This window comes from Nonomuraea sp. SYSU D8015, from assembly GCF_008065375.1.
GTDB lineage: Bacteria > Actinomycetota > Actinomycetes > Streptosporangiales > Streptosporangiaceae > Nonomuraea.
In genome coordinates, this window is record NZ_VJYI01000010.1 from 113,384 (window position 1) to 138,129 (window position 24,746).

Sequence of the window (24,746 nt, forward strand, 5' to 3'; positions counted from 1 at the left end):
CCGGAGCGCGTAGCGCGCACTCAAGGTGAGCGAACACGCCCGTCCCGAGCGGCATGCCGGGGTGGACCGAGGGGTGGCCACCGCTGCGGTCACCAGTGATGGGGAGTTCTTCGACCGCCGTCACGCCGGTGAAAGCAGCGTGTCGTCGATGGCGCCGCCGGCCGAGACCGATGGCGATGCAGGCGGTACGGGGTTCCTCACGGCGGGCGAGGCAAGACGGTACCTGCGGCTCCAACGTCGGCTCGCCCGATCGAAGAAGGGGTCGAACCGGCGTCGGCGGGTCGTTCGGGCGATGGGTGATCTGATGCGGCGGGCGCGGTGGCGGCGGGCGGACTTCAACGCCCAGGCCGCGCACCGGCTCACCCGCGACTATGCGATCGTGACGCTGGAGAGGCTGAACGTCCGGGCGATGACCGCCTGCGTCGCGCCGAGACCCGACCCCGGCGCGCCGGGGGCCTACCTGCCCAACGGGCGCGCGGCCAAAGCCGGGCTGAACCGATCGATCTTGGATAAGGGCTGGTACGGGCTGGAGGCCGCGCTGCGGTCCAAGGCCCGCTACACCGGCACCGACATCCGGGTCGTTGATCCCGCGTACACGTCACAAACCTGGTTCCAACCCGGCCTGCGGGGCGGTGGACGCGAAGAGCCGCGAGAGCCAAAGCGGCCTTCCGGTGCACCTCCTGCAGGCATGTCGAGCACGCTGATGTGAACGCTGCCAAGAACATCAGGACGAGAGGTCAGGCGGCCGGGCTGGTCGTGTCAGGGCGTGGAGACCCCATCGGGTCGGTGAAGCGTCAAGCACCCCGTACCACAGTTCCCGGCGCGGGTGACGCGCCGCGAACTGCCGCGTGAGCGGCACGGGAATCCCCCGACTTCACTTCAGGCCGGGGAGCAAGTCAACGTCGGCAAGCTCTGACGGCCGGCTATCAGAGCCGGCTCCCAGGAAGGGCATATCTACGAGGGCCCGCCCGTGGCGGAGGTGGCCGAGCTGGTGGTGAAGAGCCCCAGCGGGAAGGTCTCCTTGGAGCAGATCTGCACGGGTGAGGGCGCCTCGCGGATATGGTTCACCTACAAGATCGGCGGCGTGGAAACCCATGTGACCGGCCTCTGCGACGTTTGGGAGAAGGGCCCGTACCAGTTGGGGCCGACTGTGCTCGCCGTCCCAAGGGCAAGCCGGTGCGAATCAGCGGCAGACTGGCCACGTGGGGCGAGTCCACGAACCGCCGGGTCCGCTGGAAGGCGGCCGTGTACATAAGGTAGATCACGTGACGGGACGCGCCGCGATCGAGGGCAGGCTGGTGGACGCCGACGTGCGCTTCGCGCTGGAGGCCCGCTACGGGCACTTCACGGCCATGCAGATCAGAGACCGGCGCGTCCGCGGGCTGGAGCTGCACTTCGAACGGCTGGAGAGCGCCAACCTGGAGCTGTTCGGACTCGCCCTCGACCGGGAGATCGTGCTGGACTCGATCCGGACGGTCCTCGGCGACGACGCGCGGGACGCGAGCGTGCGCGTGTACGTCGTCGAGGCCGGCCGGCGGCCGCGCGTCATGGCGACGTCCGCGCCCCCGTTCCACCTGTCCGGCCGCCCTCAGAGCGTCAAACCGGTCGTCTTCCAGCGGTTCCTGCCGCACATCAAGAAGGCGGCCGGGTTCGCGCAGGCGCACCTCATCCGGCAGGTCGCCCGCGAGGGCTTCGACGAGGCGCTGCTGACCACCGGCGACGGCCTGATCAGCGAGGGCGCGATCACGAACCTGGGCGGCTTCGCGGGCGGCGGGCTCGTCTGGCCGGACGCGCCGATGCTGCACGGGATCACGATGAGGCTGCTGGAGGGGATGGACGTGCCGCAGGAGCGGCGCCCGCTGAAGGTCTCCGCCCTGCCGGACCTCGACCAGGTCTTCCTGTGCAACTCGCGCGGCGTGGTGCCGGTGGGCCGGGTGGGCGACGTCGAGCTCCGGCAGGATCGCGAGCTGATGGCGAGCGTGATCGGGTTCTACGACCGGGTGGCGTGGGATCCGCTGGATTGATCCGGTGATCGCGGGTGTTGCACACGTACGTGACCGCCTACTCGATCCTCGACCGCTCCCTCGTCCGCCAGGGCTCCGACCCGGCCGCCGCGCTGCGTGACACCGTGCGGTTCGCGCGGCAGGCGGAGGAGCTGGGATACCACCGGTTCTGGGTGTCGGAGCACCACAGCGTGCCCGGGGTGGCGGGGTCGGCGCCGACGGTGCTGGCGGCGGCCGTGGCCGCGGCGACCGAGGAGATCCGGGTGGGCACGGGCGGCGTGATGCTGCCCAATCACCGGCCGCTGGTGGTGGCCGAGCAGTTCGGCGTGCTGGAGTCGCTGTATCCCGGCCGCGTCGACATGGGCCTGGGGCGCTCTGTGGGTTTCACGGGAGGCATCCGCAGGGCGCTCGGGCACGGCAAGGAGGACGCGGACGGGTTCGGTGACGCGCTCGGCGAGTTGCTCGGCTATTTCACCGGCACGCAGACCGCCCACCCCGGGGTGCACGCGCTGCCTGCCGAGGGGCTCCGGCCCCAGGTGTTCGTGCTGGCCATGGGGTCGGGCGCGGACCTGGCGGCGGCACACGGGCTGCCGATGGTGATCGGAGCCGGGCCCCGGATGGTGGACGCCGTGGCCCGCTACCGGGCCGGGTTCCGGGCGTCGGCGTGGGCGGCGGAGCCGTACGTGGTGGTCGCGGCGGACGTCGCGATCGGCGGGACGGCCGAGGAGGCGGCGCTGCTGCAGCTGCCGGAGGCGTGGTCCATGGCCAGGTCGCGGACCGGCGGGGCGTTCCCGCCGCTGGTCCCCGCGGAGGAGGTCCTGGCCCTGGAGATGAGCCCGCGCGAGCGCGCCCACCTGGAGGAGTCGCTCAAGGGACGGATCCACGGGACCGAGCGGGAGGTCGCGGTCGCCCTGGACTCGCTGGTCGAGGCCAGCGGCGCCGACGAGGTGCTCGTCACGATGAACACCTACGACCTCGACCGGCGCCTCGACTCCTACCGGCGGCTGGCGGGCATCGTACGGGCGCGCTAGGCGCGGTGCTTGCCCAGCAGGTCGGCGGCGAGCTGCCGGACCACCACGCGCTGGATCTTGCCGGTGGCCGTCTTCGGCAACTCGTCCACGACCAGCACCTCGCGCGGGCGCTTGAAGGCGGCCAGGCCGTCGCGGCAGAAGGCGACGAGCTCGGCGGCGTCGACCGTGCGGCCCGGGGCGGGCACCACGCAGGCGACCGGCTTCTCCAGCCCGGCGGCGTCGATGTGGGCCACCACGGCGCACTCGCCCACCGACGCGTGCTCCAGGAGCCTGGCCTCGACCTCCATGGGCGACACCCAGATGCCGCCCGCCTTGATCATGTCGTTGGAGCGGCCCAGGCACCGGTAGAAGCCGTCCTCGTCGCGGACATAGGTGTCGCCGGTCCGCAGCCACTCGCCCTGGAACACCTGGCGGGTGGTGGCGGTACGGCACCAGTAGCCGGTGGCGATCGAGTCGCCGCGGACGTACAGGTGGCCGGGCTGACCGTCCGCTGCCGGGTTGCCGGCGTCGTCGAGCAGCCTGGCCTCGTACCCGGGCACGACCGTGCCGGAGCTGCCCGGCCGGACCTGTCCCGGCCGGTTGGAGATGAAGATGTGCAGGGCCTCGGTGGAGCCGAGGCCGTCGATGATGTCCACGCCGAACCGCTCGGTGAAGCGCCGGTAGATCTCGGCGGGCAAGGCCTCCCCCGCCGACACGGCGAGCCGTACGGACGCGAACGCGTCGGCGGGGGCGTCGGCGGCGAGCAGGGCCGCGAAGAAGGTGGGCCCGGCGAAGAACAGCGTCGGCCGCTCCTCCATCACCCGCGCGATCACGCCGGCGGGTGTCGGCCTGGCCGGGTCGAGGATCGCCGTCGCGCCCGCGGCCAGCGGGAAGAACATCGAGTTGCCGATGCCGTAGGCGAAGAACAGGCGGGCCACGGAGAGGCAGCGGTCGTCGGGCCGGACGCCGAGCACCTGGCGGCCGTAGGTCTCGTAGACGTCGCGGATCGCGCCGTGCCGGTGCATGGCGGCCTTCGGTGCGCCGGTGGTGCCGGAGGTGTAGAGCCAGAGAGCGGGGGAGTCCCGCCAGCTGTCGTACGCGGGCGCGGCCGCCCCTCCGGCGGCCCGTCCGGCGGCCAGGACGTCGGACCAGAGCCGGGCAGGCGCCTCGGCGCCTTCGGTGAGGATCAGCATGGTGACCTCGGGAGAGTTCCGCACCGCCTCGCGCACGGCGGGCGCGAACTCGGGTGTGGCCACCGCCACCCGTGCCCGCGAGTCCCGGAACAGCGTCGTCAGCTCGGCGGCGTTGTACATCGTCGAGACCGGCACGGCCACCGCGCCCATCCGCATGACCGCCAGAATGGTGATCACGGTCTCGGGGCGGTCCGACATCACGAGCAGCACCCGCTCCTCGGGCCGGACGCCCAGCTCCCGCAGCGCGGCGGCCAGCTCGGCGACGCGGGCGGCGAGCTCGGCGTACGTGAGGGCGCCCGCGGGGCCCGTCACCGCCAACCGATCGCCGCGGCCGGCCTCGACCTGGCGGTCCACGAGAAAGACGCTGGCGTTGAACGACTCGGGCATCATGGCCGTCCCCATCCCCAGGCGGACATTCGTCGGCGCATCCTCCACACAGCACCGATCTGCCGTCAACCGTCTGTAGCGTGAAAAATGGACGCGATCAGCTGCGGTGTGACGAAACGGAGAAGCTCCGGCTCATACCGTACACGTGCGTTCTGAAGCGGTACAGGCTCGTGCGGCCGGCCCTGGGCGCAGGCGTCGAGCCCTATGCGGTACGTGAGAAGTAGACGAGCATCGCGTTGCCGCCGAGCACCAGGCCGAGCGTGTCGTCGTCGAGGCCCAGGGCGGCCACGGCCCGGGCGTTGCGCGCCACGCCGGGCACGCCGGGCCAGTCGGTGGCGAAGATGAACTTGCGGGCCAGCCGCCGCAGGTCGAACCGCTGGTAGTAGTCGGGGAGCCGGGACGGCGGGAGGCCGGACAGCTCGATCCAGACGTTGTCGTGCATGAGCGCCAGGAAGGCGGCCTGGTCGTACCACCAGCCCCGGCCGCCGTGCGCGAGCACCAGCGTCAGGTCGGGGAAGTCGCGCAGCACCGGGTCGAGCAGCTCGGGCGCGGCCATGGAGTTCATCGAGCCGGGGAAGGTGCTGGTGCCGCAGTGCACGACCACCGGCACGTCCCGTTCGACGCACGCCTGGTACGCCGGATACAGCATCGGGTCGGCCGCCGAGAAGCCGCCGTGCACGGGGTGCAGCTTGAGCCCCACCGCGCCCAGGTCCACCTGCCTGTGCACCTCGGCGGCGACGGGATAGTGCAGGTGCGGGTTGACGTTGCCCAGGAACGCGAACCGGTCCGGGTTGTGCTTGACGATCGGCAGCAGATCCTCGACCGGCTGGATCCCGGTGGCCTTGGGGCTGTACTCGCACAGCAGGATCGCCCGGTCCACGCCCTCGGCCTCCAGCAGCTCGTCGAACGCCGCCGGGACGATCACCCCGTCGTCGTCGAACGCCGAGCGCCACCCGGGAGCGCCGTACTGCTCCGCCCAGCGCTTCCAGGCGGGCTTGAGCGTGGACAGCCGGGCCGGGTGCAGGTGGGCGTCGATGAGCAGTCGTCCGTCGAGCATGCCCCGACTGTATACAATCCGCTAGCGGATCATCAATGATCTGTAGACCAATCGTGCTCCGCGAACGGGACTCCTGCCACGATCTTCGCGATCGCCGCCTTCGGATAATCGACCATGTCGTCGGGCAGGGCGTCCATGGGCCACCAGGCGATCTCCGAGCACTTGTGCGGCTCGGCGTTGCACGGCTCCCCGATCCACTTCCCGGTGGTGAAGAAGAGGCCGACCCGTTCGGGGGCGCGGTGCATGACGTGGACGAACGTCAGGTCGGCCGGGTCGACCGTCACCCCGACCTCCTCGGCCGCCTCCCGCACCGCGGCGGCGGTGGCCGCCTCACCCTCCTCCAGGTGTCCCGACGGCAAGTGCCACAGGCCGTCGCCGTAGCCGGTGCCGGCGCGGCGGGCGAGGAGGATCTCGGCGCCGCGTACGAGCATGACGTGCACGTCCACGATCGCCCGGAAGCGGTCGCCCCGGGCAGCGGCCGGGGCCTCGCGGTGGCCGCCCGGGGCGGCGGCCGCGGCCTCGCGGCGGTCGCCCGGCGTCATAAGGCGATCGGCCGGCGCCGGGCGGCGGTCGAGGGACTGGATCCACTTGACGGCCACCGCGGCCACCTGGACCAGCTCGGCGCGCAACCGGTCCCGATCGGCCTCCGCGAACGCCTCCAGCACCTCCTCGGCCAGGATGTGCCGCCAGGTCAGCGTGCCGTCCCCGGCCGCCGTCTCCGTCTCCTGCCTGGCCCGGCCGGAGTCGGCCGCCGTACGCCCGCCGCCGGTGCCGTCGGGGAGCTCCTGCATGCCCCACATCTCGTCCTGCGCCGCCCGCTCGGCCGCCACGTCGCCGAGCACCCTCGCCAGCGAGCCCGGCACGCCCGCGTCCCCGTCCTGTGTCATGGACCCAGTCTTGCGTCAGGGGTGGGCCGGACGCACATGAGCCGCGCGTCAGGCGGCTCCCGCCCGTACGACCGTGAACGGCGCCAGCTCGCCCAGCCCGCGCACCGACAGCCGGTTGACCTCGCGCAGCCGGAAGGCCCGGTCGCCCTCCAGCTCCTCCGCCATCGCCGGATCGGCCAGGATCGTGCCGGGCAGCGCCAGCGCGGTGAGCCGGCTGGCCAGGTTGACGGTCGTGCCGAACACGTCGCCCATCCGCCAGATCACCGGCCCGGACGCCAGTCCCACCCGCAACTCCGGCATGCCCTTCACGCGGGTGTGCATCTCGACCAGGCGCAGCGCGATCTCGGCCGCCACGTGCGACTTGTCGGCCACGAACAGCACCGAGTCGCCCAGGGTCTTGACCACCCGGCCGCCGGTGGAGGTGACGATGTCGGCCGAGCGGCCCTCGAACCTGTCGACCAGGGTGGCCAGCTCGCTCCCCGTGATCTGCCGGCTCAGCCGGGTGAAGGCGACCAGGTCGGCGAAGCCGACGGCCAGGCGCACCGAGCTCATGTCCTGCTCGGCGATGCGGCCCGCGGCGGCGGCGAGCTGCCGCCGCCAGGCGTAGACCAGCAGCTTCTCCAGGTCGGGCACCACCCGCTCGGCCCGCCGGCGCCAGGCCCGCGGCCGGTCGGCCAGCGGGACGCCCGCCTGGTCCAGCACCTCCACGCCCAGCTCGGCCTGCGACTCGGCCAGCCGGGCCGTGGCCGCGCCCAGGGAGCGGGCCATCAGCAGCACGTGCTCCTCGTCGTAGACGCCGGAGCTCACCATGCCGAGCAGCGTCTTCAGCGCCTCGACGTCGGAGTCGGTGAACTCGACCGCGTCGTCGGCGACGTTCGCGAACCCGAGAGCACGCCAGAAACGCCGCGCGCGGTAGACCGGCACACCCGCCATCTCGGCGACCTGGTGGCTGGTATAGCGGCGCGGCTCGCGCAGAAAGGCCTCAGCCAGCCCGTCCCCATCAACGCGCGCCACGTGGGAAAACATAACACTCTGTGGGACAAATCACTCCAGCGGCTTGGCGTGCATCTCAGGGGCCGCCGATGTCCCCGTAGTCCAGCAGGGCCCGCAACGCGACCCGTTCCTCCGCGGGGATGTAGTCCGCGTAGTAGTCGTACATGGACTGGCGTGACAGGCGGGCCGCCAGAGGGCCGTCGCCGGCGCGGACCGCGGCCAGGACCTCCTCGTGATGGCCGATGCTCCGCCGCATCAGCGCCTCCCCGTCGGGAGCGGAGGCGATCTTGCCGGCGATCAGGTCCACCACGATCGAACGGACCACGTCGGTGCAGATCTGGATGAGCTTGTTGCCGCTGGCCCGCGCCACCGCGTCGTGGAACGCGACATCGGCGGCGCCGAAGGCCTCGCTGTCGGCCTCCTTCATGCGCTCCACGGCCGCCGCCATCTCGGCCAGCTGCTCCTCGGTGCGCAGCCGCGCGGCGAGGAGGATGGCCGCCGAGTCGAGCACCATCCTGAACTGCACCAGCTCGCCGAGCGACAGCTCCGACACGCGGGCGAGCGTGGTCATCGACTTGTGCAGCGCGGCAGGGGAGAACGGCAGCACCTCCGCGCCGTTCGGGTCGCCGGGCCGCGACCGCACCAGGCCGCGGGCCTGCAGCACGCGCAACGCCTCCCGCACGGTCGACCGGCTGACCGAGAACTGCACCATGAGCTCCCGCTCGCTCGGCAGCCGCTCGCCCGGGGACAGGGCCCCGCTCTCGATCGCCCCCTCGACCTGCTCGACGACGCGCTCATAGGCGCGCACGGCACGCACCGGTTCGAACCGTGGACCACTCACTGCACGCCCCCTTGACCAGAACCGCCGCCGGCTGGCAATGTGCGTAGCCTACTGGTCCGACCAGTGCACTAGCCAGGAGGCTGCAAGACATGAGGCGCATCGGGATCTGGATCGCCATGGGCGGTCTCCTGCTGAGCACGGCCGCCTGCGGCGGCGACTCCGGCGGCGGCACCTCGACCCCGGCCGCCCAATCCCTGTCCGTCGGGTTCGTGGCCGAGCCCGCGAACCTGGACTTCACCTCCACCGAGGGCGCCGCCATCCCGCAGGCGCTGCTCGTCAACGTCTACGAGGGCCTGGTCAAGCTCGACCAGGACGGCAAGATCATGCCGCTCCTCGCCGAGAAGTGGGAGGTCTCCGGCGACCGGAAGACCTACACGTTCACGCTGCGCAAGAACGTGAAGTTCAGCAGCGGCGCGCCGTTCACGGCCGACGACGTGGTGTTCTCGCTCGACCGGGTCAAGACGGACTGGAAGTTGAAGATCAAGTCGCAGCTCGACGTGGTGGACAAGGTGGAGAAGAAGGACGACTCCACCGCCGTCGTCACGCTCAAGCGGCCCAGCAACGGCTTCCTCTATTCGATGGCCACCAGGCTCGGCGCCATGTTCAGCCGCACCGGCGTCGCCGACCTGGCCAACAAGCCGGTCGGCACCGGCCCGTACGTGCTGGGCTCGTGGCGGCGCGGCGACTCCATCCAGCTCAACGCCAACCCCTCCTACTGGGGTGCGAAGCCGTCGCTGTCGTCGATCACGCTGAAGTACTTCAAGGACGCCACGGCCATGAACAACGCGCTGCTGACCGGCGGCATCGACGTCATCTCCAGCGTCCAGGCGCCCGAGTCGCTGCAGCAGTTCGCCGACCCCAACCGCTTCGAGACGATCGAGGGCACCACGAACGGCGAGGTGGTGCTGTCGATGAACAACGCCCGCCCGCCGTTCAACGACAAGAAGGCGCGCCAGGCCGTGCGCCACGCCATCGACCACAAGGCGCTGCTGGACACCGCCTGGGCCGGGCGCGGCCAGTTGATCGGCTCGATGGTCCCGCCGACCGACCCGTGGTACGAGGACCGCACGGGCGACTACCCGTACGACCCGGCCAAGGCCAAGGAGCTGCTCGGCGGCAACACGCTCACCGTCAAGATGCGCATCCCCAACCTGCCGTACGCGGTCAACAGCGCGCAGGTCGTCAAGTCGCAGCTGGCCCAGGTGGGCATCAACGCCGAGATCGAGCCCCTGGAGTTCCCGGCCCGCTGGCTGGACGTGGTGTTCAAGCAGGGCGACTACGACATGTCCATCATCAACCACGTCGAACCCCGCGACATGGGCATATTCGCTGACAAGTCGTACTACTTCCACTACGACAACCCCGAGTTCGGCAAGCTGCTCGCCTCCGCCGACGAGGGCACCGAGCAGCAGCAGACCGACGACCTCAAGAAGGCCGCCAAGCTGCTGTCCGACGACGCCGCGGCCGACTGGCTCTTCCTCTTCCCCAACCTGATCGTGGCGAAGAAGGGCGTCACCGGGCTGCCGAAGAACGCCATCGCGGAGTCCTTCGACTTCACCGCGCTCGCCAAGCAGTGACGCTCTACCTCGTCAAACGGCTGGCGGTGCTGCTCGCGAGCATCGCCGTGGCCGGTGTGGTGGTGTTCGCGTTCATGGCCCTGCTGCCCGGCGACCCGGCCGAGATCGCGCTCGGCGTCAACGCCACCCCGGACGCGGTCGCCCAGCTGCGCCGCCAGTTCGGCACCGACCGGCCGGCCGTCGTGCAGTTCTTCGACTGGTTCGGCGGGCTGGTGCAGGGCGACTTCGGCACCTCGTACGTGACCAGCTCGCCCGTCGGCCCGCAGATCAGCGACCGGCTCGGCGTCACGGCCGTGCTCGTGCTCGGCGGCATGGTGGTGGCGCTGGTCATCGCGGTGCCCCTGGGCACGTTCGCCGCCGTGCACCACCGCAACCCGCTGGGCGCGGTCATCAGCGCGGTGAGCCAGGCCGGCATCGCCGTCCCCGCGTTCCTGGCCGGCATCCTGCTGGTGTTCGTCTTCGCGGTGCAGGCCCAGGCGCTGCCCTCCGGCGGATACGTCCCGTTCGCCGAGAGCCCGGGGGAGTGGCTGCGGAGCCTGCTGCTCCCGTGGCTGTCGCTGGGCCTGGTCCAGGGCGCGGTCCTCACCCGCTACGTCCGCAGCGCGGTGCTCGACGTGATGCGCGAGGACTACCTGCGCACCGCCCGCGCCAAGGGCCGCGGCAGCACCGGCGCGCTGTGGCGGCACGGGCTGCCCAACGCCGCGATCCCGGTCGTCACCGTGCTCGGGCTGCAGCTGGCCACGCTGCTCGTCGGCGCGGTCGTGGTGGAGCGGGTCTTCGTCATCCCGGGGCTCGGCGACCTGCTGCTCAACGGGGTGGCGGGGCGTGACCTGCTGCTCGTCCAAGGTGTGGTGATGGTGTTGGTGGCGGCCGTGCTGCTGATCAACTTCGTGGTGGACGTGACCTACCACCTGCTCGACCCGAGGCTGCGATGAGAGGGCGGCTCAACGCGGGGCTGCTGGTCGGCGGCGCGCTCGTCGGGATCGTGGTGCTGGCCGCGCTGGCGTCGTTCTTCTGGACGCCGCACGACCCCACGTTCGTCGACGCCGCGCGCAAGCTCCGCGAGCCGGGCGGCGGCTACCTGCTCGGCGCCGACAAGTACGGCCGCGACACCTTCAGCCAGCTCATGGTCGGCGCCCGCACCACCCTCTACGTGGGCATCGTGGCCGTCGGCATCGCCGCCGTGATCGGAGCGCCGCTCGGCGTGATCGCCGGGATGACGCCGCGCGGCTGGCTGTCGGAGCTGATCATGCGGGTCAACGACCTCGTCTTCGCCTTCCCCGCGCTGCTGCTGGCCGTCATGCTCGGCGCGGTCTACGGGGCCGGCACGCTGACCGCGATGATCGCGATCGGGGTGGCCACCGTGCCCGCGTTCGCCCGCGTGGCCCGCGCCGCGACCCTCCAGGTCATGGTCACCGACTACATCCTGGCCGCCCGGGCCGCCGGGCGCCGCCGCCCGGCCATCGCGGTGCGGCACGTGCTGCCGAACATCTCCTCCGTGCTGATCGTGCAGGCGTCGGTGTCGTTCGCCATCGCGATCCTCGCCGAGGCGGCGCTGTCGTTCCTCGGCTTCGGCACCCGCCCGCCCACCCCGTCATGGGGGCGGATGCTGCAGGAGTCGCAGGAGCTGCTGTTCTCCACCCCGCGCCTGGCGCTCTGGCCCGGGCTGGCGATCGCGCTGGCCGTGCTCGGCTTCAACCTCCTCGGTGACGGCCTGCGCGACTTCCTCGACCCCAAGCTCAGGAGGATCCGTGCTGAAGGTTGAGGACCTGACCGTGCGCGCGGACGCCGTCGAGCTGGTGCGCGAGGTGTCCTTCGAGATCGCGCCGGGCGAGCGGGTCGGGCTCATCGGCGAGTCCGGATCCGGCAAGTCGCTGACCGCGCTGTCGCTCATGGGCCTGCTCCCCGAGGGCGTCACCGCCGCCGGACGGGCCACGCTGGACGGCCGCGACCTGGTCGGCGTCCCCGAGGGGCGGCTGAAGCGGCTGCGCGGCCGCGACCTGTCGATGGTCTTCCAGGAGCCGATGACCGCCCTCAACCCGCTCATGCGGATCGGAGCCCAGGTCGCCGAGGTCATGACCCTGCACGGCCGCGGCCGCCAGGAGGCCCGCGCCCGGGCGCTGGACCTCCTCGAGCGGGTCCGCCTGCCGGAGCCGGCGCACATCGCCCGCGCGTACCCCCACCAGCTGTCCGGCGGGCAGCGGCAGCGCGTCATGCTCGCCATCGCGCTCGCCAACGAGCCCGAGCTGCTCATCTGCGACGAGCCCACCACCGCGCTCGACGTCACCGTGCAGAAGCAGATGCTCGACTTGATCGCCGAGGTCGCGCCCGCGCTGCTGTTCATCACCCACGACCTCGCCGTCGTCGCGAGCGTCTGCGAGCGGGTCCTGGTCATGTACGGTGGCCGCGTCGTCGAGAGCGGCCCCATCCGTGAGGTCTTCACCCGGCCCCGCCACCGCTACACCGAGGGACTGCTGGCCGCCTCCAAGCTCACCCCGCGCGGCACCCGCCTGCCCACCATCAAGGGCAGCGTCCCGGCGGCCGGGCACTTCCCCGGCGGCTGCGTGTTCAGGAACCGCTGTCCGCACGCCACCCCCGAATGTGAGACGGCACCGGCGCTGACAGGAGACGGCCATGCCCACGCATGCTGGCACCCCGCTGATTGAGGCCCGCGGCCTGAACCGCGTCTACCGCCGCCCCCGCACCTCGCTGACCAAACCCGGCGCCGCCGTCCACGCGCTGCGCGACGTGTCGCTGACGATCGGGCGGGGCGAGCGGTACGGCATCGTCGGCGAGTCCGGGTCCGGCAAATCCACCCTGCTGCGCCTGCTGTGCGCGCTCGACCGGCCCACCAGCGGCACCATCGCGTTCGACGGGCAGGAGATCACCGGCAGGCCGGAGCGGAGCCTGCGCTTCCTCCGCGAGAACCTCCAGATCGTCTTCCAGGACCCGATGAGCTCGCTCGACCCCCGCATGCGCGTGCGCGACCTGGTCGCCGAGCCGCTCGTCGCCCTCGGCCTCCCGGTCGGCGACCGGGTCGCCGAGCTGCTCGACGAGGTCGGGCTGCCCGCCGCGGCCGCCGACCGGTACCCGCACCAGTTCTCCGGCGGGCAGCGGCAGCGCATCGCCATCGCCCGCGCGCTCGCGCCCCGCCCGAAGGTGCTGGTCGCCGACGAGCCCGTCAGCGCCCTGGACGTCTCGGTGCGCGGGCAGATACTCAACCTGCTGGCCGACCTCGTCGACGAGCTCGGGCTGACGCTCGTGTTCGTCTCGCACGACCTGTCCGTGGTGCGGCACGTGTGCGAGACGGTCGCGGTCATGAGCCGGGGCGAGATCGTCGAGACCGGCCCGGTGGACGAGGTGTGGGCCGCGCCCGCCCACCCCTACACCCGCACGCTGCTGCAGGCCGTACCGACATTGGAGGGGTTGCTGTGATCGACGTCGATGCCGATGGAGTGGTGGAGTTCACGCAGGCGCTGGTGCGGATCCCCAGCACCAACGACCCCGGGCGGCGCGAGCGGGCCGCGGCCGAGCTGGTGGCGGCCAAGATGCGGGAGTGGGGCTGGGAGCCGCGGGTCTACGAGGTGGCGCCCGACCGGCCGAACGTGGTGGCCGTGGTCGAGGGCGGCGGCGGGGACGGGCCGACGCTGATGTTCGAGGGGCACACGGACGTCGTCACCGAGGGCGACCTGTCCACGTGGACCGTGGACCCGTTCGGCGGCGAGATCCGCGACGGGAAGCTGTGGGGGCGCGGCAGCGCCGACATGAAGTCCGGCCTGGCCGCCACCCTCTACGCCACCCGCGCCCTCCAGCTGGCCGGGCCGTTCCCCGGGCGGATCAAGGTGTGTGCGCTGGCAGACGAGGAAGGCCTCATGCTCGGCGCGCACCACTTCGTCTCCGAGGGGCTGGCCGCCGGCGTGGACGGCGCGATCGTCGCCGAGCCGGAGGCCGGCGAGATCTGCGCGGTCGCCAAGGGCGCGCTGCGGCTGCGGGTCGACCTCACCGGCAAGATGGCGCACGGCGCGATGCCGCAGCACGGCCGCAACCCCATCCAGGCCGTGGGCCCGCTGCTGGTGGGGCTGCGGTCGCTGCAGGAGGAGCTGCAGCGGCGGCATCCGGCGCACGAGCACCTCGGCGAGGTGTACGTCACCCCGACCGTCCTCCAGGCCGGCTCCGAGCCGCAGGTCAACGTCATCCCGGCCGTCGCCTCCGTCTTCGTGGACGTGCGGACGATCCCCGGGGCCGAGCACAAGGAGATCGCCGACCGGGTGGCCGCCCTCGCCTCCTGCGACGGGATCGCCGCCGAGGTGTCGGTGCTGGTGGACCGGCCGCCGGTGGACGTGCCCGTGTCCGAGCCGGTGGTGGCCGCGCTGGCCGCCGCGCATCGGGCGGTCACGGGGGAGGAGCCGGTGTACGGCGGGGTGCCCGGCTCGACCGACGGGACCGTGCTGACGCACTGGGGCGGGATCCCGTCCGTCGTGTACGGGCCCGGCGGGAAGTGGATCGCGCACCAGGCCGACGAGTACGTGGAGGTCGCGGAGATCGTCCGCTGCACCCGGGTGTTCGCCGAGGCGGCGCGGCGCTTCCTCAACGGTGACCACTGATGATGCGTCCCGGCCCGACGAACTCGCTGGTGGACGTGGCGGGGCTGCGGGTGGGGCACGCCCACCGGGTGGGCGGCGGCCACCGCACCGGCACCACCGTCGTCCTGGCCGCGGCGGAGGGCGCCGTGGCCGGGGTGGACGTGCGGGGCGCCGCGCCGGGGACCCGTGAGACGGAGCTGCTCGATCCGCGCAATCTGGTCGAGCGCGTGCACGCCGTGGTGCTGACGGGCGGGAGCGCGTACGGGCTGGCGGCGGCCTGCGGGGTGATGGACAGGCTGGCGGACGCGGGCATCGGCTACCCGGTGAGCGGCGGCGTGGTGCCCATCGTCCCCGCGGCCGTCATCTTCGACCTGGGCCGCGGCGGCGCCTTCCGCGCCGTGCCGGACGCGGCGCTGGGCATGGCCGCCTACGACGCCGCCCTCCCCGCATCCCCGCCCGCCACGTCCCCGCCCGCCGCGTCCCCGCCCGCCGCGCTTGCGAGCGACGCGTCGGCGGGTGGCACGCCCGGGGACCGCTCCCCCTTCCTCGCATCGCCCACTCCTGCGCCTCCTCCACAAGGGACAGCGACCCCAGACGGCGGGAGCGCTGTCACGGCCGCTCGCCCTGAGGGGACCACACCCCCGGACGGCGGGGCCGCTTTCACGCCGCCTCGCCTCGACGGGACCGCACCCCCCGGCGGCGGAACCGTTCAAGGAACGGCGCCCCCGACGGCGAGCGGGTCGATCGGGGCCGGGACCGGGGCGGTGGCGGGCGGGCTGGCCGGAGGAGTCGGCACGGCCAGCGCCCTCCTGCCCGACGGCACCACGGTCGCCGCGCTGGCCGTGGTCAACCCCGTGGGCTCCGTCCTCGACCCCGTCGGCGGCACCCTCGCCGGCGCCCGTTACGGCCTCCCGGGCGAGTTCGATCATCTCCGCTCCCCAGCTCCCCACGAGGTCGAAGCCTGGAAACCCGTCAAGGCCCCGTCGTTCAACACCACCATCGGCGTGGTCGCCACCGACAGCACCCTGACCAAGGCCCGGTGCGGCAAGCTGGCCGCGGTCGCCCACGACGGCCTGGCCAGGGCGATCAGACCGGCCCACACCATGACCGACGGCGACACGATCTTCGGCCTGGCCACCTGCGCCCGCCCCGCCCCCGCCCAGGACGCGTTCCAGGACCTCCTGGCGGCTGCGGCGGACGTCTTCAGCCGCGCCGTGGCCCACGCGATCCTCGCCGCGACCGGCCGCGAGGACGCGCCCGCGTACCTCGACGTGTTCCCGAGCGCCACAGGGGGAGTCTCATGACCATCGGAACCGCATGGCCGGCCGGCCTGCCCATCGGGGACGGATGGGTGGAAACCGATCAGACCGCGGACGTGGTCTTCCCGTACGACGGCTCGATCGTGGCCACGGCGCCCTTGGGCACTCCCGCCCTCGCCGCCAGGGCTGTCGACGAGGCGCTGTCGGTGGCCCCCGCGATGGCCGCGCTGCCCTCGCACGCCCGCCGTGCCGCCCTCACCCGGGCCCACGACGCCCTGGCCGCCCGGCGCGAGGAGTTCGAGCGCCTGCTCGTCCTGGAGTCCGGCAAACCTCTGGCCGACTGCAAGGTGGAGGTGGCCAGGACGCTGCTCACCCTCGCCACAGCCGCCGAGGAGGTGGCCCGGCTGCACGGCGAGACCGTGCCGCTCGACCTGCTGCCCTCCGGGGAGGGCCTGATCGGGTTCTGGACGCGCCGTCCCATCGGCGTCGTCGTCGGGATCACGGGCTTCAACTATCCCCTGCTCCTGGCCGCCCACAAGATCGCGCCCGCCGTGGCCGCCGGCTGCCCCGTGATCGTCAAGCCCGCCCCCGCCACCCCGCTGGCCACGCTCTGGCTCGTCGACCTCCTGCGGTCCGCGGAGGCACTCCCGGGCGCGGCCGTGCAGCTCGTCACCGGCGACGTCGAGGTCGGCCGCACCTTGGTCGAGGACCGGCGGATCGGCGCGGTGTCCTTCACCGGCTCGGCCGCCGCCGGCCACGCCATCGCCCGCGCCGCCGCCCCCACCAAGGTCCTGCTGGAGCTCGGCTCGAACGCCGCCCTCATCGTCGCGGCGGACGCCGACCTGGAGGCCGCCGCGGACGCGGTCGTGCGCGGCGGCTACTACGCCTCCGGCCAGGCGTGCATCTCCGTCCAGCGGGTGCTGGTGGAGGAGCCGGTCGCAGAGGAGTTCGCGTCCCTGCTGGCCGGCCGGGTCAAGAACGTCACCGTCGGCGACCCCCGCCTGCCCGGGACCCGGGTGGCCCCGCTCATCGACGAGGCCGCCACCGACCGCGTGCTGGAGTGGATCGCCGCCTCCGGCGCGCAGGTCGTCACGGGCGGGCACCGCGACGGGAGGGCCATCGCGCCGACCGTGCTGGCCGGCGTGCCCGACGGGGCCGCCGCATGGGACGAGGAGATCTTCGGCCCGGTGGTGTGCGTCCGCCCGGTGCCCGACCTGGAGGCCGCCTTCGCCGCGCTCAACCGCTCGCGGTACGGCCTGCACGCGGCGGTCTTCACCAGGTCGCTGGCCACGGCGTTCGCCGCGATCGAGCGCATCGAGGCCGGGGGAGTGGTGGTCAACGACGTGCCGGGGTTCCGGGCGGACAACATGCCGTACGGCGGCGTCAAGGACTCCGGCATCGGTCGCGAAGGGCCGCGCTTCGCCATCGAGGAGCTGACCGTCACCAGGATGGCGATCATCCGGCCCTGACGGAATGCGCCACAGACGGCGGCGGAGGCCCGTTCACGGGCCTCCGCCGCCGTCATCCCAGTGCCGAATGACCACTACTTCTTGAAGACGTCCTTCACCTTCTCAACTGCCTGCCGGAGATTGGCCTTCGCCTTTTCCGCCTTGCCCCTGGCTTGCAGAGACCGGTCGCCGGTGGCCTCCCCGAAACGTTCTTTGGCTCTTCCTTTAGTCTCCTTGGCCTTTCCCCTGGCCTTGTCCTTCTCGGCCATGTCGGCCTCCCCACGTGCGGCACTTGCGCTTTCCACTGCCCGGACAGCGCGCGAATATGCGCCTCCCCCAGTCGGTCGTCGCCGGAGGAGGCGCGGCTTTTGTACCACTATCGTCAGGATCGCTCCAGTTAGTCCATGTATGAGTTTGTTTGTCCTGATCGGAGGGTAGGTGGGGGCGTGATTTCGGGGCCGGTGGCTCCCTTCCATAGCGGCATCCTTCGCGATCGCTTCTCTTGTACGGCACCCCGCTCCGGGCGGGCGATGGAGGCGACACGGGAGATCGAGGAGCGCTCATCATGAAAGACACAACCCGCGTGGCGCTGGCCATCGCGGCCGGGTACTACCTCGGCCGCCGGCACAAACTGCGCCTGGCGACCGCGCTGGTCGCGGCCGGAGTGGCCGGACGGCTGCGCCGGGGCGAGGGCGGCGGCCCGCTCGCGCAAGGACTACTCAAGGCGCTCGGCGCGTCCCCCGAGCTCGAGAGCGTCTTCGACCGCCTCCGCAGCGACCTGACGGAGGCCGGCAAAGCAGCCGCCGTGGCCGCCACCAGCAGGCAGATCGACACGCTGAGCTCGAAGATCCACGACCGCGCCGAGGCGCTGCGCACGCCCCAAGCGCCCAGGGCGGAAGGCCGCGAGGAGGAGTACGAGGAGGAGGAGCCCTTCGAGGAGGAGGAGCCCTTCGAAGAAGAGGAGCCGGAAGAGCCGGAGCCCAGGGAGAAGGTCTCCGCCAGGAGGCCGCGTGAAGAGGCGGCAGGGGCCAAGCGCGAACCGCGCCTGGCGGCCAGGGGCCGGAGGTGAGTCGGGTGGCCCAGGATACGAAGACGAAGCCGGTGCAGGAGGCCCTCAAGGAGGTGCCGACGGACCGGCTCAAGCACGAGCTGCGGAATCTGGCCGGGGCCGTGGCGGAGCGGTCGCTCGCCACGCTCGCGGACCGGCTCGAGGGAACGACAGGCAGGCTCACCGATTTCGCGGAGGGGACCGGATCGGGCCTGATGTCCGCGCTCAGCGGCAAGACCGGCGCCGGATCGGCCGTGAAGGGCGGCATCGCCAAGGGCGCCGTCAAAGGTGCACTCAAAGGAGCCGTCAAGGGAGTCGCCGAAGGGCTGTTCAAGAGGGGCAAGCGGAAAGGCACGAAGGTCAAGCTCACCAACATCGTCGAATCCGTCGACATCGGAGCCCCCGTACGGGTGGTCTACAACCAGTGGACGCAGTTCCAGGACTTCCCGAGCTTCATGAAGAAGGTCGAGATCGTTGAACAGACCTCCGACGAAAAGCTCATGTGGAAGGCGCAGGTCTTCTGGTCGCATCGGACGTGGGAGTCCCAGATCATCGAGCAGGTGCCCGACCACAGGATCATCTGGCGCTCCAAGGGCGCCAAGGGACATGTCGACGGCGCCGTCACGTTCCACGAGCTCGCGCCCGAACTGACCCGGGTCGTGCTCGTGCTCGAGTACCACCCGCACGGGCTGTTCGAGCGCATGGGCAACATGTGGCGGGCGCAGGGCAGGCGGGCACGCCTCGAGCTCAAGCACTTCGCGCGGCACGTGATGAAGGAGACGATGCTGCACCCCGACGAGATGGCGGCCGACGGCTGGCGCGGCGAGATCCACGACGGCAAGGTCGTCAAGGACCACGAGACCGCCCTCCGGGAGGAGCGGGGCGAGGAGCGTCCGCAGGAGGAGCCGGAGGCGGCCGCCGAGGCGGAGGAGCCGGAGGCCGAGGTGGAGAAGCCGAAGGCCGAGGCGGAGGCCGAGGAGGAAGCCGAAGAGGAAGAGGAGCCCGAAGAGGAGGAAGAGGAGGAGGAAGAAGAAGAGGAGGAGGAGCCCGAGGAAGAGGAGCCCGCCGAAGAGGAAGAAGAGGCCGAGGAGAAGGAGATCGCCCGGGAGCGTCCGGGGAGAGAGCGGGCCGAGCGCCGGGTGCCGAGGCCCCGCGTGGAGGAGCCGGCTCCGTCACCGGTTCGCCGCAGGGCGGCCTCCCGGCGGGCGTGACAACCGGGCGAGATCGGAGGAAACGGCATGACTGTCCAACCCGCGACCGGAGGGATAGGCCGAGGTCCATCTCCGTCAGGTCTGGCGGACGTCATCGACACGATCCTCGACAGAGGGCTCGTCATCGACGCGTACGTCAGGGTCTCGCTCATCGGCATCGAGATCCTGACCGTCGATGCGCGCGTCGTCGTCGCCAGCGTGGACACCTACCTGCGCTTCGCCGACGCCGTGAACCGGCTGGACCTCGCCGCGGCGGGACCGCCGGGACTGCCCGAGGTCGTGCAGGGCGTGAAGCAGGGAGCGATCGGCGACAAGAGCAAGGAGATCGCGCAAGGCGTGCTCGAAGCGGCCGGCGAGAAACTGCGCGACTACGTCGGCGAGCGTGCGGAGGAGCGCGAGGAGACGAGGCGGCGACGGAGAGAGGAGCGCTGACATGGGTGTCGGCACCGAACAGGGCGTCGGCGTGTACGTCTACGGCCTGGTCCCCGAGGACGTCGAGGTATCGGACGACGCTCTCGGCGTCGGCGACGAGCCGAAGGAGCTCGAGGTCATCCGGCACGGCAAGGTCGCCGCGCTGGTGAGCGAGGTCTCCCTCGACCGCCCGCTGGGCACGCCCGACGACCTCCTCCGGCACGAAGGGCTGCTGGACGCCACGGCGGCAGAGGTTCCCGTGCTGCCGCTCCGCTTCGGCGGGGTCCTGGCGAGCCGCGAAGCGGTCGTCGACGAGCTGCTGGCCCCTCATCACGACGAGTTCGCGGCCGCGCTGAAGGAGATGGAGGGACGGGCCCAGTACGTCGTCAAGGGCCGCTACGTCGAGCAGACCGTGCTCCGCGAGGTGCTGGAGGAGAACCCGCAGGCCGCGCGGCTGCGTGACCAGATCCGGGACATGGGCGAGGACGCGGCCCGTGACGCGCGGATCGCGCTCGGGGAGCTGGTCGAGCGCGCGATCACGGCCAAGCGCCAGACCGACACCCAGATGCTGCTCGAGGCCCTGACCCCCGTGAGCGCGCTGTCCGCCGTGCGGGAGCCGACCCATGAACTGGACGCCGTTCACCTGGCGCTCCTCGTGGAGAAGGAGCGGCAGGCCAAGCTCGAGGAGGTCGTGGGGGACTTCGCCGAGCGGTGGGCGGGACGGGTGGAGTTCCGTCTGCTGGGCCCGATGGCGGCGTACGACTTCGTCATGTCCTCCACGCCGGGTGGTGAGTGACGCGTGGGTCTGATGGGCCTGCTCTTCGGCTGGCCGCTCGCGCCCGTCAAGGGCGTGATCCGGCTGGGAGAGCTGATCCAGGAACAGGTCGAGCGGGAGATGCGCGACCCCGCCAGGATCCGGCGCCGGCTGGAGGAGATCGAGCGGCTCAAGGCCGCCGGAGCGATCTCGGAGGATGAGGCCGCCCGCGAGGTGGAGCTGGTCTTCCAGCGGATGACCGGCCGCTCCGGCGCCGGCGCGCCGGGCGGCGGCCGGGAGAGGGGATGATCTCGTGCCTGTCAGGCGCGGTGTCCAGGGCGACGACGAACCTGTCGACGTCGAGCCCAGGAAGCGCCGATCGCGCGCCCTGTCGGCGATGAGCGCCGGTGACAGCGCCATCGAGCACATCGCCGACCTGACCACCGCGGAGGTGGCGGGCGCCACGCGGGTGCAGCCCGTCGAAGACGGCTGGGTGGTGGACGTGGAGGTGGTCGAGGACCGCCGCATCCCCTCATCCGGCGACATGCTGGCGCTCTACGAGGCCGAGCTGGACGCGGAGGGAAACCTGATCTCTTACCGGAGGAAGCGGCGCTACAGGCGCGGTAGCAGCGACAACGGTTAGGCACGGTGACATGACCGACCCCATGGTGCGCCAGCCCTACTCCCCGGCGGGGAGGGAGCCGGCCAATCTCGCCGACATCCTGGAGCGGGTCCTCGACCGGGGGATCATCATCGCGGGGGACATCCGGGTGAACCTCCTGGACATCGAGTTGCTGACCATCAAACTGCGCCTGATCATCGCCTCCGTCGACACGGCGAGGGAGCTCGGCATCGACTGGTGGGAGCACGACCCGTGGCTCACCGGCAAGAACCAGGACCTGCTGGAGGAGAACCGCAGGCTGCGCGACCGGCTCGCCGTCGTGGAGGAATCCCTCGCGCCGCGCCAGGCGCTGGAGGCAGAGGCGGACCCGCCCCGCAGGCGGGCGCGGGAAGCGGAGGAGCCGGATGAGTGACGTGGGGACCTACCTCTACGCGGTCGCGCTGGACGAGGACGCCGCGCCGGCCGAGGGACTGACGGGGGTCGCCGGCGAGCCGGTGCGGGCGATAGCGCATGCGGGACTCGTGGCGTATGTGAGCGCCGTCCCGCTGTCGGAGTTCGGCGAGGAGCCGCTGCGCCAGTCGCTGGAGGACATGGATTGGCTCGGCGAGACCGCCCGCGCCCATCACCGGGTGGTGGAGGCGGTGGCGGCCAAGGCGCCCACCGCTCCGGTGCGGCTGGTCACGGTCTACAACGACGAAGCGCAGATCCGCGCCCTGCTGGAGCGGCGGCGTGACGATTTCGTGCGGCTGCTGTCCCGCGTCGCAGGCCGCCGGGAATGGGGTGTGAAGGTGTACGTCGCCCCGTCCGCGCCGCCTCCGGCGGCGGCAGAACCGGCCGCTCACAGCAGCCCGGGAACGGCGTACCTCAAGAAGCGCCAGGCCAGCCTCCACACGCGCGAGGAGGCGTGGCGGCAGGGGGTCGAACGGGCCGAGCGGATCCACGACGTGCTGAGCTCCGTCGCCGTGGCCGGCCACCGCCACCGCCCCCAGGACCCGCAGCTGTCGGGCCGGGAGGAGTGGATGGTGCTCAACGGCGCCTACCTGGTCGACGAGGGCCGCGCCGAGGAGTTCGGGCGGGTGGTCGAGGGGCTGCGCGGCGAGGGGATCGACGTGGAGCTGACCGGCCCGTGGGCGCCCTATTCGTTCACGACGCCCGTCGATACGAAGGAGAGCGAGGACCGAGATGCCCGATCCTGACACGCGCGGCGCCGTGCTGGCGCGCGAGGGCCGCCTGCCGGCCGAGCGGGTGGCGCTCGTGGACCTCCTCGACCGCCTGCTGGCGGGCGGGGTCGTCGTCAGCGGGGACCTCGTGCTCTCGATCGCGGACATCGATCTCGTCCGCATCTCCCTGCGCGCGTTGATCATGTCCGTGCGGGAGTCCGACACGATCGTGGGGACGCAACGTCATGGACCCGATGGATAGCCTCCACGGCGGCGCGGAGAGCGCCCGTGCCGCGGCAAGCGACAGCGACCGTGCCGCATCGAGCGACGACGCCCGCGTCGTGGGAAGCGACAAGGTCCATGTCGTGGGACGTGAGAACGTCCACGTCGTGGGAGGGGAAGACGTCCGTGCCGTGGGGCGGGAAGACGTCCGTGCCGTGGGACGGGGCGGCGTCCGCGACGAGGGAGGCCGGCCGTCGAGGCGGCTTCGGATCGAGGCGGACCGCGAGGCCGTGGAGCGTGACCTGTCCCGCCTCGTCCTCACGCTCGTGGAGCTCATCCGCCAGCTCGTGGAGCGCCAGTGCATCCGCCGGATGGAGCAGGGGGACCTGTCGGACGAGCAGGTGGAGGTGCTGGGCCTGACCCTGATGCGCCTGGAGGAGGCCATGACCGAGCTGTGCGAGCGGTTCGACCTGTCTCCGTCAGATCTCAACATCGATCTGGGGCCGCTCGGCCCGCTGCTTCCCCGGGAGTGACCGCCCGTCCCCCGCTCGTGACCGCCCTCCCCGGCCGGCGGCCGCGACCCGTGCCGGGCCGCGGCCGCCGGGGGCGCGACGTTACTGCTCGTCGCGGATCATGCGAAGGTGGTGCCGGATCACCGGTGCGCTGTCGCGCGCCAGGTCCTTCACCCACTCCGAACGGCCCAGGCGCAGCTCCGCCTGGCCCAGCCGGAGCGACCGGTAGTGGGCGTCGGCCTGCAGCCGCAGCCACGCGCGGTCGAAGCGGCGCCCCTCCCTGTCGGTCACGGCGCGCAGGGCGGCCCGCTGCTCGGCGCTCGGCGCGTCCGGCAGCCAGACGTCCAGCCGGTCCGCGACATGGCGCAGCCGCGCGTCCAGCCTGCGGTGATCGCGGATCAGCCGCCAGGCGATCTCGCGCACGCCGCGGTCGCGGGACTCACGCAGTGCGGCCTTGCCCGCCGCTATCTCGGCGAGGTGTCCGCGGTGCGCCTGCCGCAGGTACGCCCTGTCCTGCCTGGAGACGGGCGCCACCGTGCCGGACTCCGCGACGGAGGCGGTCACGGGGGCGGGGGCCGTCTGGGACTGGGCCTGCGCCGCCGGGGCGATGGTCAATGCCAGCACGGCCGCGAGGCTCGCGGGCGTTAACTTCCGTGCTGTACTCATATGTCAGGTCCCTCCTTCCTTGGATGGACCCGTGCCCGCTGCCCCGTTTGGGCGGGGATATTCGACTTAATTGGGTGGGTCGAAACGGCCGTCCACGGCGGTCCAGCCGCCGTCCACGTACAACACCGACCCGGTCACGAAGCTCGCCGCGTCTCCGGCCAGGTAGACCACGGCCCCGGCCATCTCCTCGGCGGACGCCCACCGGCCGAGCGCGCTCTTGGCGGCGTACGCGGCGTACCAGTCGGGATGATCTTTGATCTGCCGGGTCAGCGGGGTCTCCACGACGCCGGGCGCGATGGCGTTCACGCGCACCCCGTACGGGCCGAACTCGGCGGCGGCCGTCCGCAGCAACTGCACGAGGCCCGCCTTCGTGGCCGAGTAGACGCTCTGCCCCGGCTCGGTGACGGACGCCCGGATCGACGCGAACCCGATGATCGACCCGCGCCCGCGCTCCACCATGCCCGCCCCGAACGCCCGCACCACGTCGAACGAGGCCCGCAGGTTCAGCCCCACGACCCGGTCGAACTCCTCGCCGGAGTAGTCGAGCAGCCGCTTGCGCACGTTCGTGGCGGCGGTGAACACCAGCACGTCGGCGGGCTCCGCCGCGGCGGCGTCGCGCACGGCCGCGGGGTCGAGCACGTCCAGCAGCCGCGCCGTCCCCCCGCACGCCGCGGCCGTCTGCTCCGCCGCGGGCAGGTCGCGGTCGGCGCACACCACGGACGCCCCGTGCGCGGCCAGCGCCACCGCCGCCTCCCTGCCGATCCCGCTCCCGGCCCCGATCACCACGGCCCGCCGCCCGTCCAGGCGGAACAGTGCGTCATATCCCATGGAGGCACCCTAGCGACTGGTCTGACCAGTGCACCAGGCAGGCCTGCCGCAGAATTGTCGGCGGCCGTCGGCAG

Annotated in this window: 30 protein-coding genes; 22 read left to right on the plus strand and 8 right to left on the minus strand. The window is 72.1% G+C overall.

Annotated elements, in window-relative coordinates:
* Positions 1-73: 73 nt before the first annotated feature.
* The 4 genes from ID574_RS34800 to ID574_RS34810 all read left to right on the plus strand — a co-directional run bounded on the left by ID574_RS34800 (position 74) and on the right by ID574_RS34810 (position 3,034).
* The gene (locus tag ID574_RS34800; RefSeq protein WP_223167371.1) at positions 74-709 is read left to right on the plus strand and encodes a hypothetical protein; all 636 of its coding nucleotides are present in this window, start codon (positions 74-76) and stop codon (positions 707-709) included.
* Positions 607-852 (plus strand): zinc ribbon domain-containing protein, encoded by a 246-nt coding sequence (locus ID574_RS60385; RefSeq protein WP_223167425.1) that lies wholly within the window; start codon positions 607-609, stop codon positions 850-852. The genes ID574_RS34800 and ID574_RS60385 overlap by 103 nt, the downstream gene beginning before the upstream one ends.
* Positions 853-1,265: 413 nt before the next feature.
* Entirely contained in the window at positions 1,266-2,024 is a 759-nt protein-coding gene (locus ID574_RS34805; RefSeq protein ID WP_188193249.1) for an aminotransferase class IV, read from the plus strand.
* 14 nt (positions 2,025-2,038) lie between these two features.
* Positions 2,039-3,034, plus strand: a complete 996-nt coding sequence (locus tag ID574_RS34810; RefSeq protein WP_223167372.1) for an LLM class flavin-dependent oxidoreductase — start codon at positions 2,039-2,041, stop codon at positions 3,032-3,034.
* Here ID574_RS34810 and ID574_RS34815 read toward each other — a convergent pair.
* The 5 genes from ID574_RS34815 to ID574_RS34835 all read right to left on the minus strand — a co-directional run bounded on the left by ID574_RS34815 (position 3,031) and on the right by ID574_RS34835 (position 8,347).
* A complete protein-coding gene (locus ID574_RS34815) occupies positions 3,031-4,596 on the minus strand; it encodes a benzoate-CoA ligase family protein (protein WP_223167373.1) in 1,566 nt (521 codons plus the stop codon). The two genes, ID574_RS34810 and ID574_RS34815, sit on opposite strands and share 4 nt — an antisense overlap.
* Positions 4,597-4,795: 199 nt before the next feature.
* Positions 4,796-5,650 carry an amidohydrolase family protein gene (locus tag ID574_RS34820; RefSeq protein ID WP_188193250.1) on the minus strand — a complete coding sequence of 285 codons (855 nt, stop codon included), beginning with the start codon at positions 5,648-5,650 and terminating at the stop codon, positions 4,796-4,798.
* 32 nt (positions 5,651-5,682) lie between these two features.
* Positions 5,683-6,537 (minus strand): NUDIX hydrolase, encoded by an 855-nt coding sequence (locus tag ID574_RS60390; protein WP_223167374.1) that lies wholly within the window; start codon positions 6,535-6,537, stop codon positions 5,683-5,685.
* 48 nt (positions 6,538-6,585) lie between these two features.
* Positions 6,586-7,551, minus strand: coding sequence for an adenylate/guanylate cyclase domain-containing protein (locus tag ID574_RS34830; RefSeq protein ID WP_188193251.1), 966 nt, complete (start codon positions 7,549-7,551; stop codon positions 6,586-6,588).
* A 55-nt stretch (positions 7,552-7,606) separates the two neighbouring features.
* Positions 7,607-8,347, minus strand: a complete 741-nt coding sequence (locus ID574_RS34835) for a FadR/GntR family transcriptional regulator (RefSeq protein ID WP_223167375.1) — start codon at positions 8,345-8,347, stop codon at positions 7,607-7,609.
* A 113-nt stretch (positions 8,348-8,460) separates the two neighbouring features.
* Between ID574_RS34835 and ID574_RS34840 the strand changes: the two genes are divergently transcribed.
* The 8 genes from ID574_RS34840 to ID574_RS34875 are packed head-to-tail and all read left to right on the plus strand — an operon-like array spanning position 8,461 to position 17,259.
* Positions 8,461-9,948: an ABC transporter substrate-binding protein gene (locus ID574_RS34840; protein WP_188193253.1), complete on the plus strand. Its 1,488-nt coding sequence runs from the start codon at positions 8,461-8,463 to the stop codon at positions 9,946-9,948.
* A complete protein-coding gene (locus ID574_RS34845; RefSeq protein WP_188193254.1) occupies positions 9,945-10,883 on the plus strand; it encodes an ABC transporter permease in 939 nt (312 codons plus the stop codon). The genes ID574_RS34840 and ID574_RS34845 overlap by 4 nt, the downstream gene beginning before the upstream one ends.
* Positions 10,880-11,713 carry an ABC transporter permease gene (locus ID574_RS34850; protein WP_188193255.1) on the plus strand — a complete coding sequence of 278 codons (834 nt, stop codon included), beginning with the start codon at positions 10,880-10,882 and terminating at the stop codon, positions 11,711-11,713. Before ID574_RS34845 ends, ID574_RS34850 begins: the two co-directional genes overlap by 4 nt.
* Positions 11,700-12,614 (plus strand): ABC transporter ATP-binding protein, encoded by a 915-nt coding sequence (locus ID574_RS34855; protein ID WP_188193256.1) that lies wholly within the window; start codon positions 11,700-11,702, stop codon positions 12,612-12,614. Before ID574_RS34850 ends, ID574_RS34855 begins: the two co-directional genes overlap by 14 nt.
* Entirely contained in the window at positions 12,583-13,383 is an 801-nt protein-coding gene (locus tag ID574_RS34860; protein WP_188193257.1) for an ATP-binding cassette domain-containing protein, read from the plus strand. Before ID574_RS34855 ends, ID574_RS34860 begins: the two co-directional genes overlap by 32 nt.
* Positions 13,380-14,552 (plus strand): M20 family metallopeptidase, encoded by a 1,173-nt coding sequence (locus tag ID574_RS34865; RefSeq protein WP_223167376.1) that lies wholly within the window; start codon positions 13,380-13,382, stop codon positions 14,550-14,552. Before ID574_RS34860 ends, ID574_RS34865 begins: the two co-directional genes overlap by 4 nt.
* Entirely contained in the window at positions 14,552-15,835 is a 1,284-nt protein-coding gene (locus ID574_RS34870) for a P1 family peptidase (RefSeq protein WP_188193258.1), read from the plus strand. The genes ID574_RS34865 and ID574_RS34870 overlap by 1 nt, the downstream gene beginning before the upstream one ends.
* A complete protein-coding gene (locus ID574_RS34875) occupies positions 15,832-17,259 on the plus strand; it encodes an aldehyde dehydrogenase family protein (protein ID WP_188193259.1) in 1,428 nt (475 codons plus the stop codon). The genes ID574_RS34870 and ID574_RS34875 overlap by 4 nt, the downstream gene beginning before the upstream one ends.
* Positions 17,260-17,333: 74 nt before the next feature.
* Here the strand turns inward: ID574_RS34875 and ID574_RS34880 are convergent, their stop codons facing one another.
* Complete coding sequence (locus ID574_RS34880) at positions 17,334-17,507, minus strand: CsbD family protein (RefSeq protein ID WP_188193260.1); 174 nt, start codon at positions 17,505-17,507, stop codon at positions 17,334-17,336.
* A 296-nt stretch (positions 17,508-17,803) separates the two neighbouring features.
* Between ID574_RS34880 and ID574_RS34885 the strand changes: the two genes are divergently transcribed.
* From ID574_RS34885 to ID574_RS60395, 10 genes are read left to right on the plus strand one after another with little or no spacing between them, the layout of a single operon-like run.
* Positions 17,804-18,307 carry a hypothetical protein gene (locus ID574_RS34885; RefSeq protein ID WP_188193261.1) on the plus strand — a complete coding sequence of 168 codons (504 nt, stop codon included), beginning with the start codon at positions 17,804-17,806 and terminating at the stop codon, positions 18,305-18,307.
* Between the two features lie 5 nt (positions 18,308-18,312).
* Positions 18,313-19,497, plus strand: coding sequence for an SRPBCC family protein (locus ID574_RS34890; RefSeq protein ID WP_188193262.1), 1,185 nt, complete (start codon positions 18,313-18,315; stop codon positions 19,495-19,497).
* A gap of 27 nt (positions 19,498-19,524) precedes the next feature.
* The gene (gene gvpJ, locus ID574_RS34895; protein WP_188193263.1) at positions 19,525-19,929 is read left to right on the plus strand and encodes a gas vesicle protein GvpJ; all 405 of its coding nucleotides are present in this window, start codon (positions 19,525-19,527) and stop codon (positions 19,927-19,929) included.
* A 1-nt stretch (position 19,930) separates the two neighbouring features.
* Complete coding sequence (locus ID574_RS34900; protein WP_188193264.1) at positions 19,931-20,704, plus strand: GvpL/GvpF family gas vesicle protein; 774 nt, start codon at positions 19,931-19,933, stop codon at positions 20,702-20,704.
* A gap of 12 nt (positions 20,705-20,716) precedes the next feature.
* Positions 20,717-20,971 carry a gas vesicle protein GvpG gene (locus ID574_RS34905; RefSeq protein ID WP_223167426.1) on the plus strand — a complete coding sequence of 85 codons (255 nt, stop codon included), beginning with the start codon at positions 20,717-20,719 and terminating at the stop codon, positions 20,969-20,971.
* A gap of 4 nt (positions 20,972-20,975) precedes the next feature.
* Positions 20,976-21,305 carry a gas vesicle protein GvpO gene (gvpO, locus tag ID574_RS34910; RefSeq protein ID WP_223167377.1) on the plus strand — a complete coding sequence of 110 codons (330 nt, stop codon included), beginning with the start codon at positions 20,976-20,978 and terminating at the stop codon, positions 21,303-21,305.
* Positions 21,306-21,315: 10 nt separating this feature from the next.
* On the plus strand, positions 21,316-21,696 hold the full coding sequence (gene gvpJ / locus ID574_RS34915) for a gas vesicle protein GvpJ (protein WP_188193266.1): 381 nt from the start codon (positions 21,316-21,318) through the stop codon (positions 21,694-21,696).
* The gene (locus ID574_RS34920; RefSeq protein WP_188193267.1) at positions 21,689-22,480 is read left to right on the plus strand and encodes a GvpL/GvpF family gas vesicle protein; all 792 of its coding nucleotides are present in this window, start codon (positions 21,689-21,691) and stop codon (positions 22,478-22,480) included. Before gvpJ (ID574_RS34915) ends, ID574_RS34920 begins: the two co-directional genes overlap by 8 nt.
* The gene (locus ID574_RS34925) at positions 22,467-22,706 is read left to right on the plus strand and encodes a gas vesicle protein (RefSeq protein WP_188193268.1); all 240 of its coding nucleotides are present in this window, start codon (positions 22,467-22,469) and stop codon (positions 22,704-22,706) included. The genes ID574_RS34920 and ID574_RS34925 overlap by 14 nt, the downstream gene beginning before the upstream one ends.
* Positions 22,699-23,199 (plus strand): gas vesicle protein K, encoded by a 501-nt coding sequence (locus ID574_RS60395; RefSeq protein ID WP_223167378.1) that lies wholly within the window; start codon positions 22,699-22,701, stop codon positions 23,197-23,199. The genes ID574_RS34925 and ID574_RS60395 overlap by 8 nt, the downstream gene beginning before the upstream one ends.
* An 81-nt stretch (positions 23,200-23,280) precedes the next feature.
* On the opposite strand, the gene ID574_RS34935 is transcribed toward ID574_RS60395, so the two are convergent.
* Together ID574_RS34935 and ID574_RS34940 are read right to left on the minus strand one after the other, a co-directional pair.
* Positions 23,281-23,802, minus strand: coding sequence for a DUF4142 domain-containing protein (locus tag ID574_RS34935; protein ID WP_188193269.1), 522 nt, complete (start codon positions 23,800-23,802; stop codon positions 23,281-23,283).
* A 108-nt stretch (positions 23,803-23,910) separates the two neighbouring features.
* Positions 23,911-24,672, minus strand: a complete 762-nt coding sequence (locus tag ID574_RS34940; RefSeq protein ID WP_188193270.1) for an SDR family NAD(P)-dependent oxidoreductase — start codon at positions 24,670-24,672, stop codon at positions 23,911-23,913.
* Between the last annotated feature and the right edge of the window lie 74 nt (positions 24,673-24,746).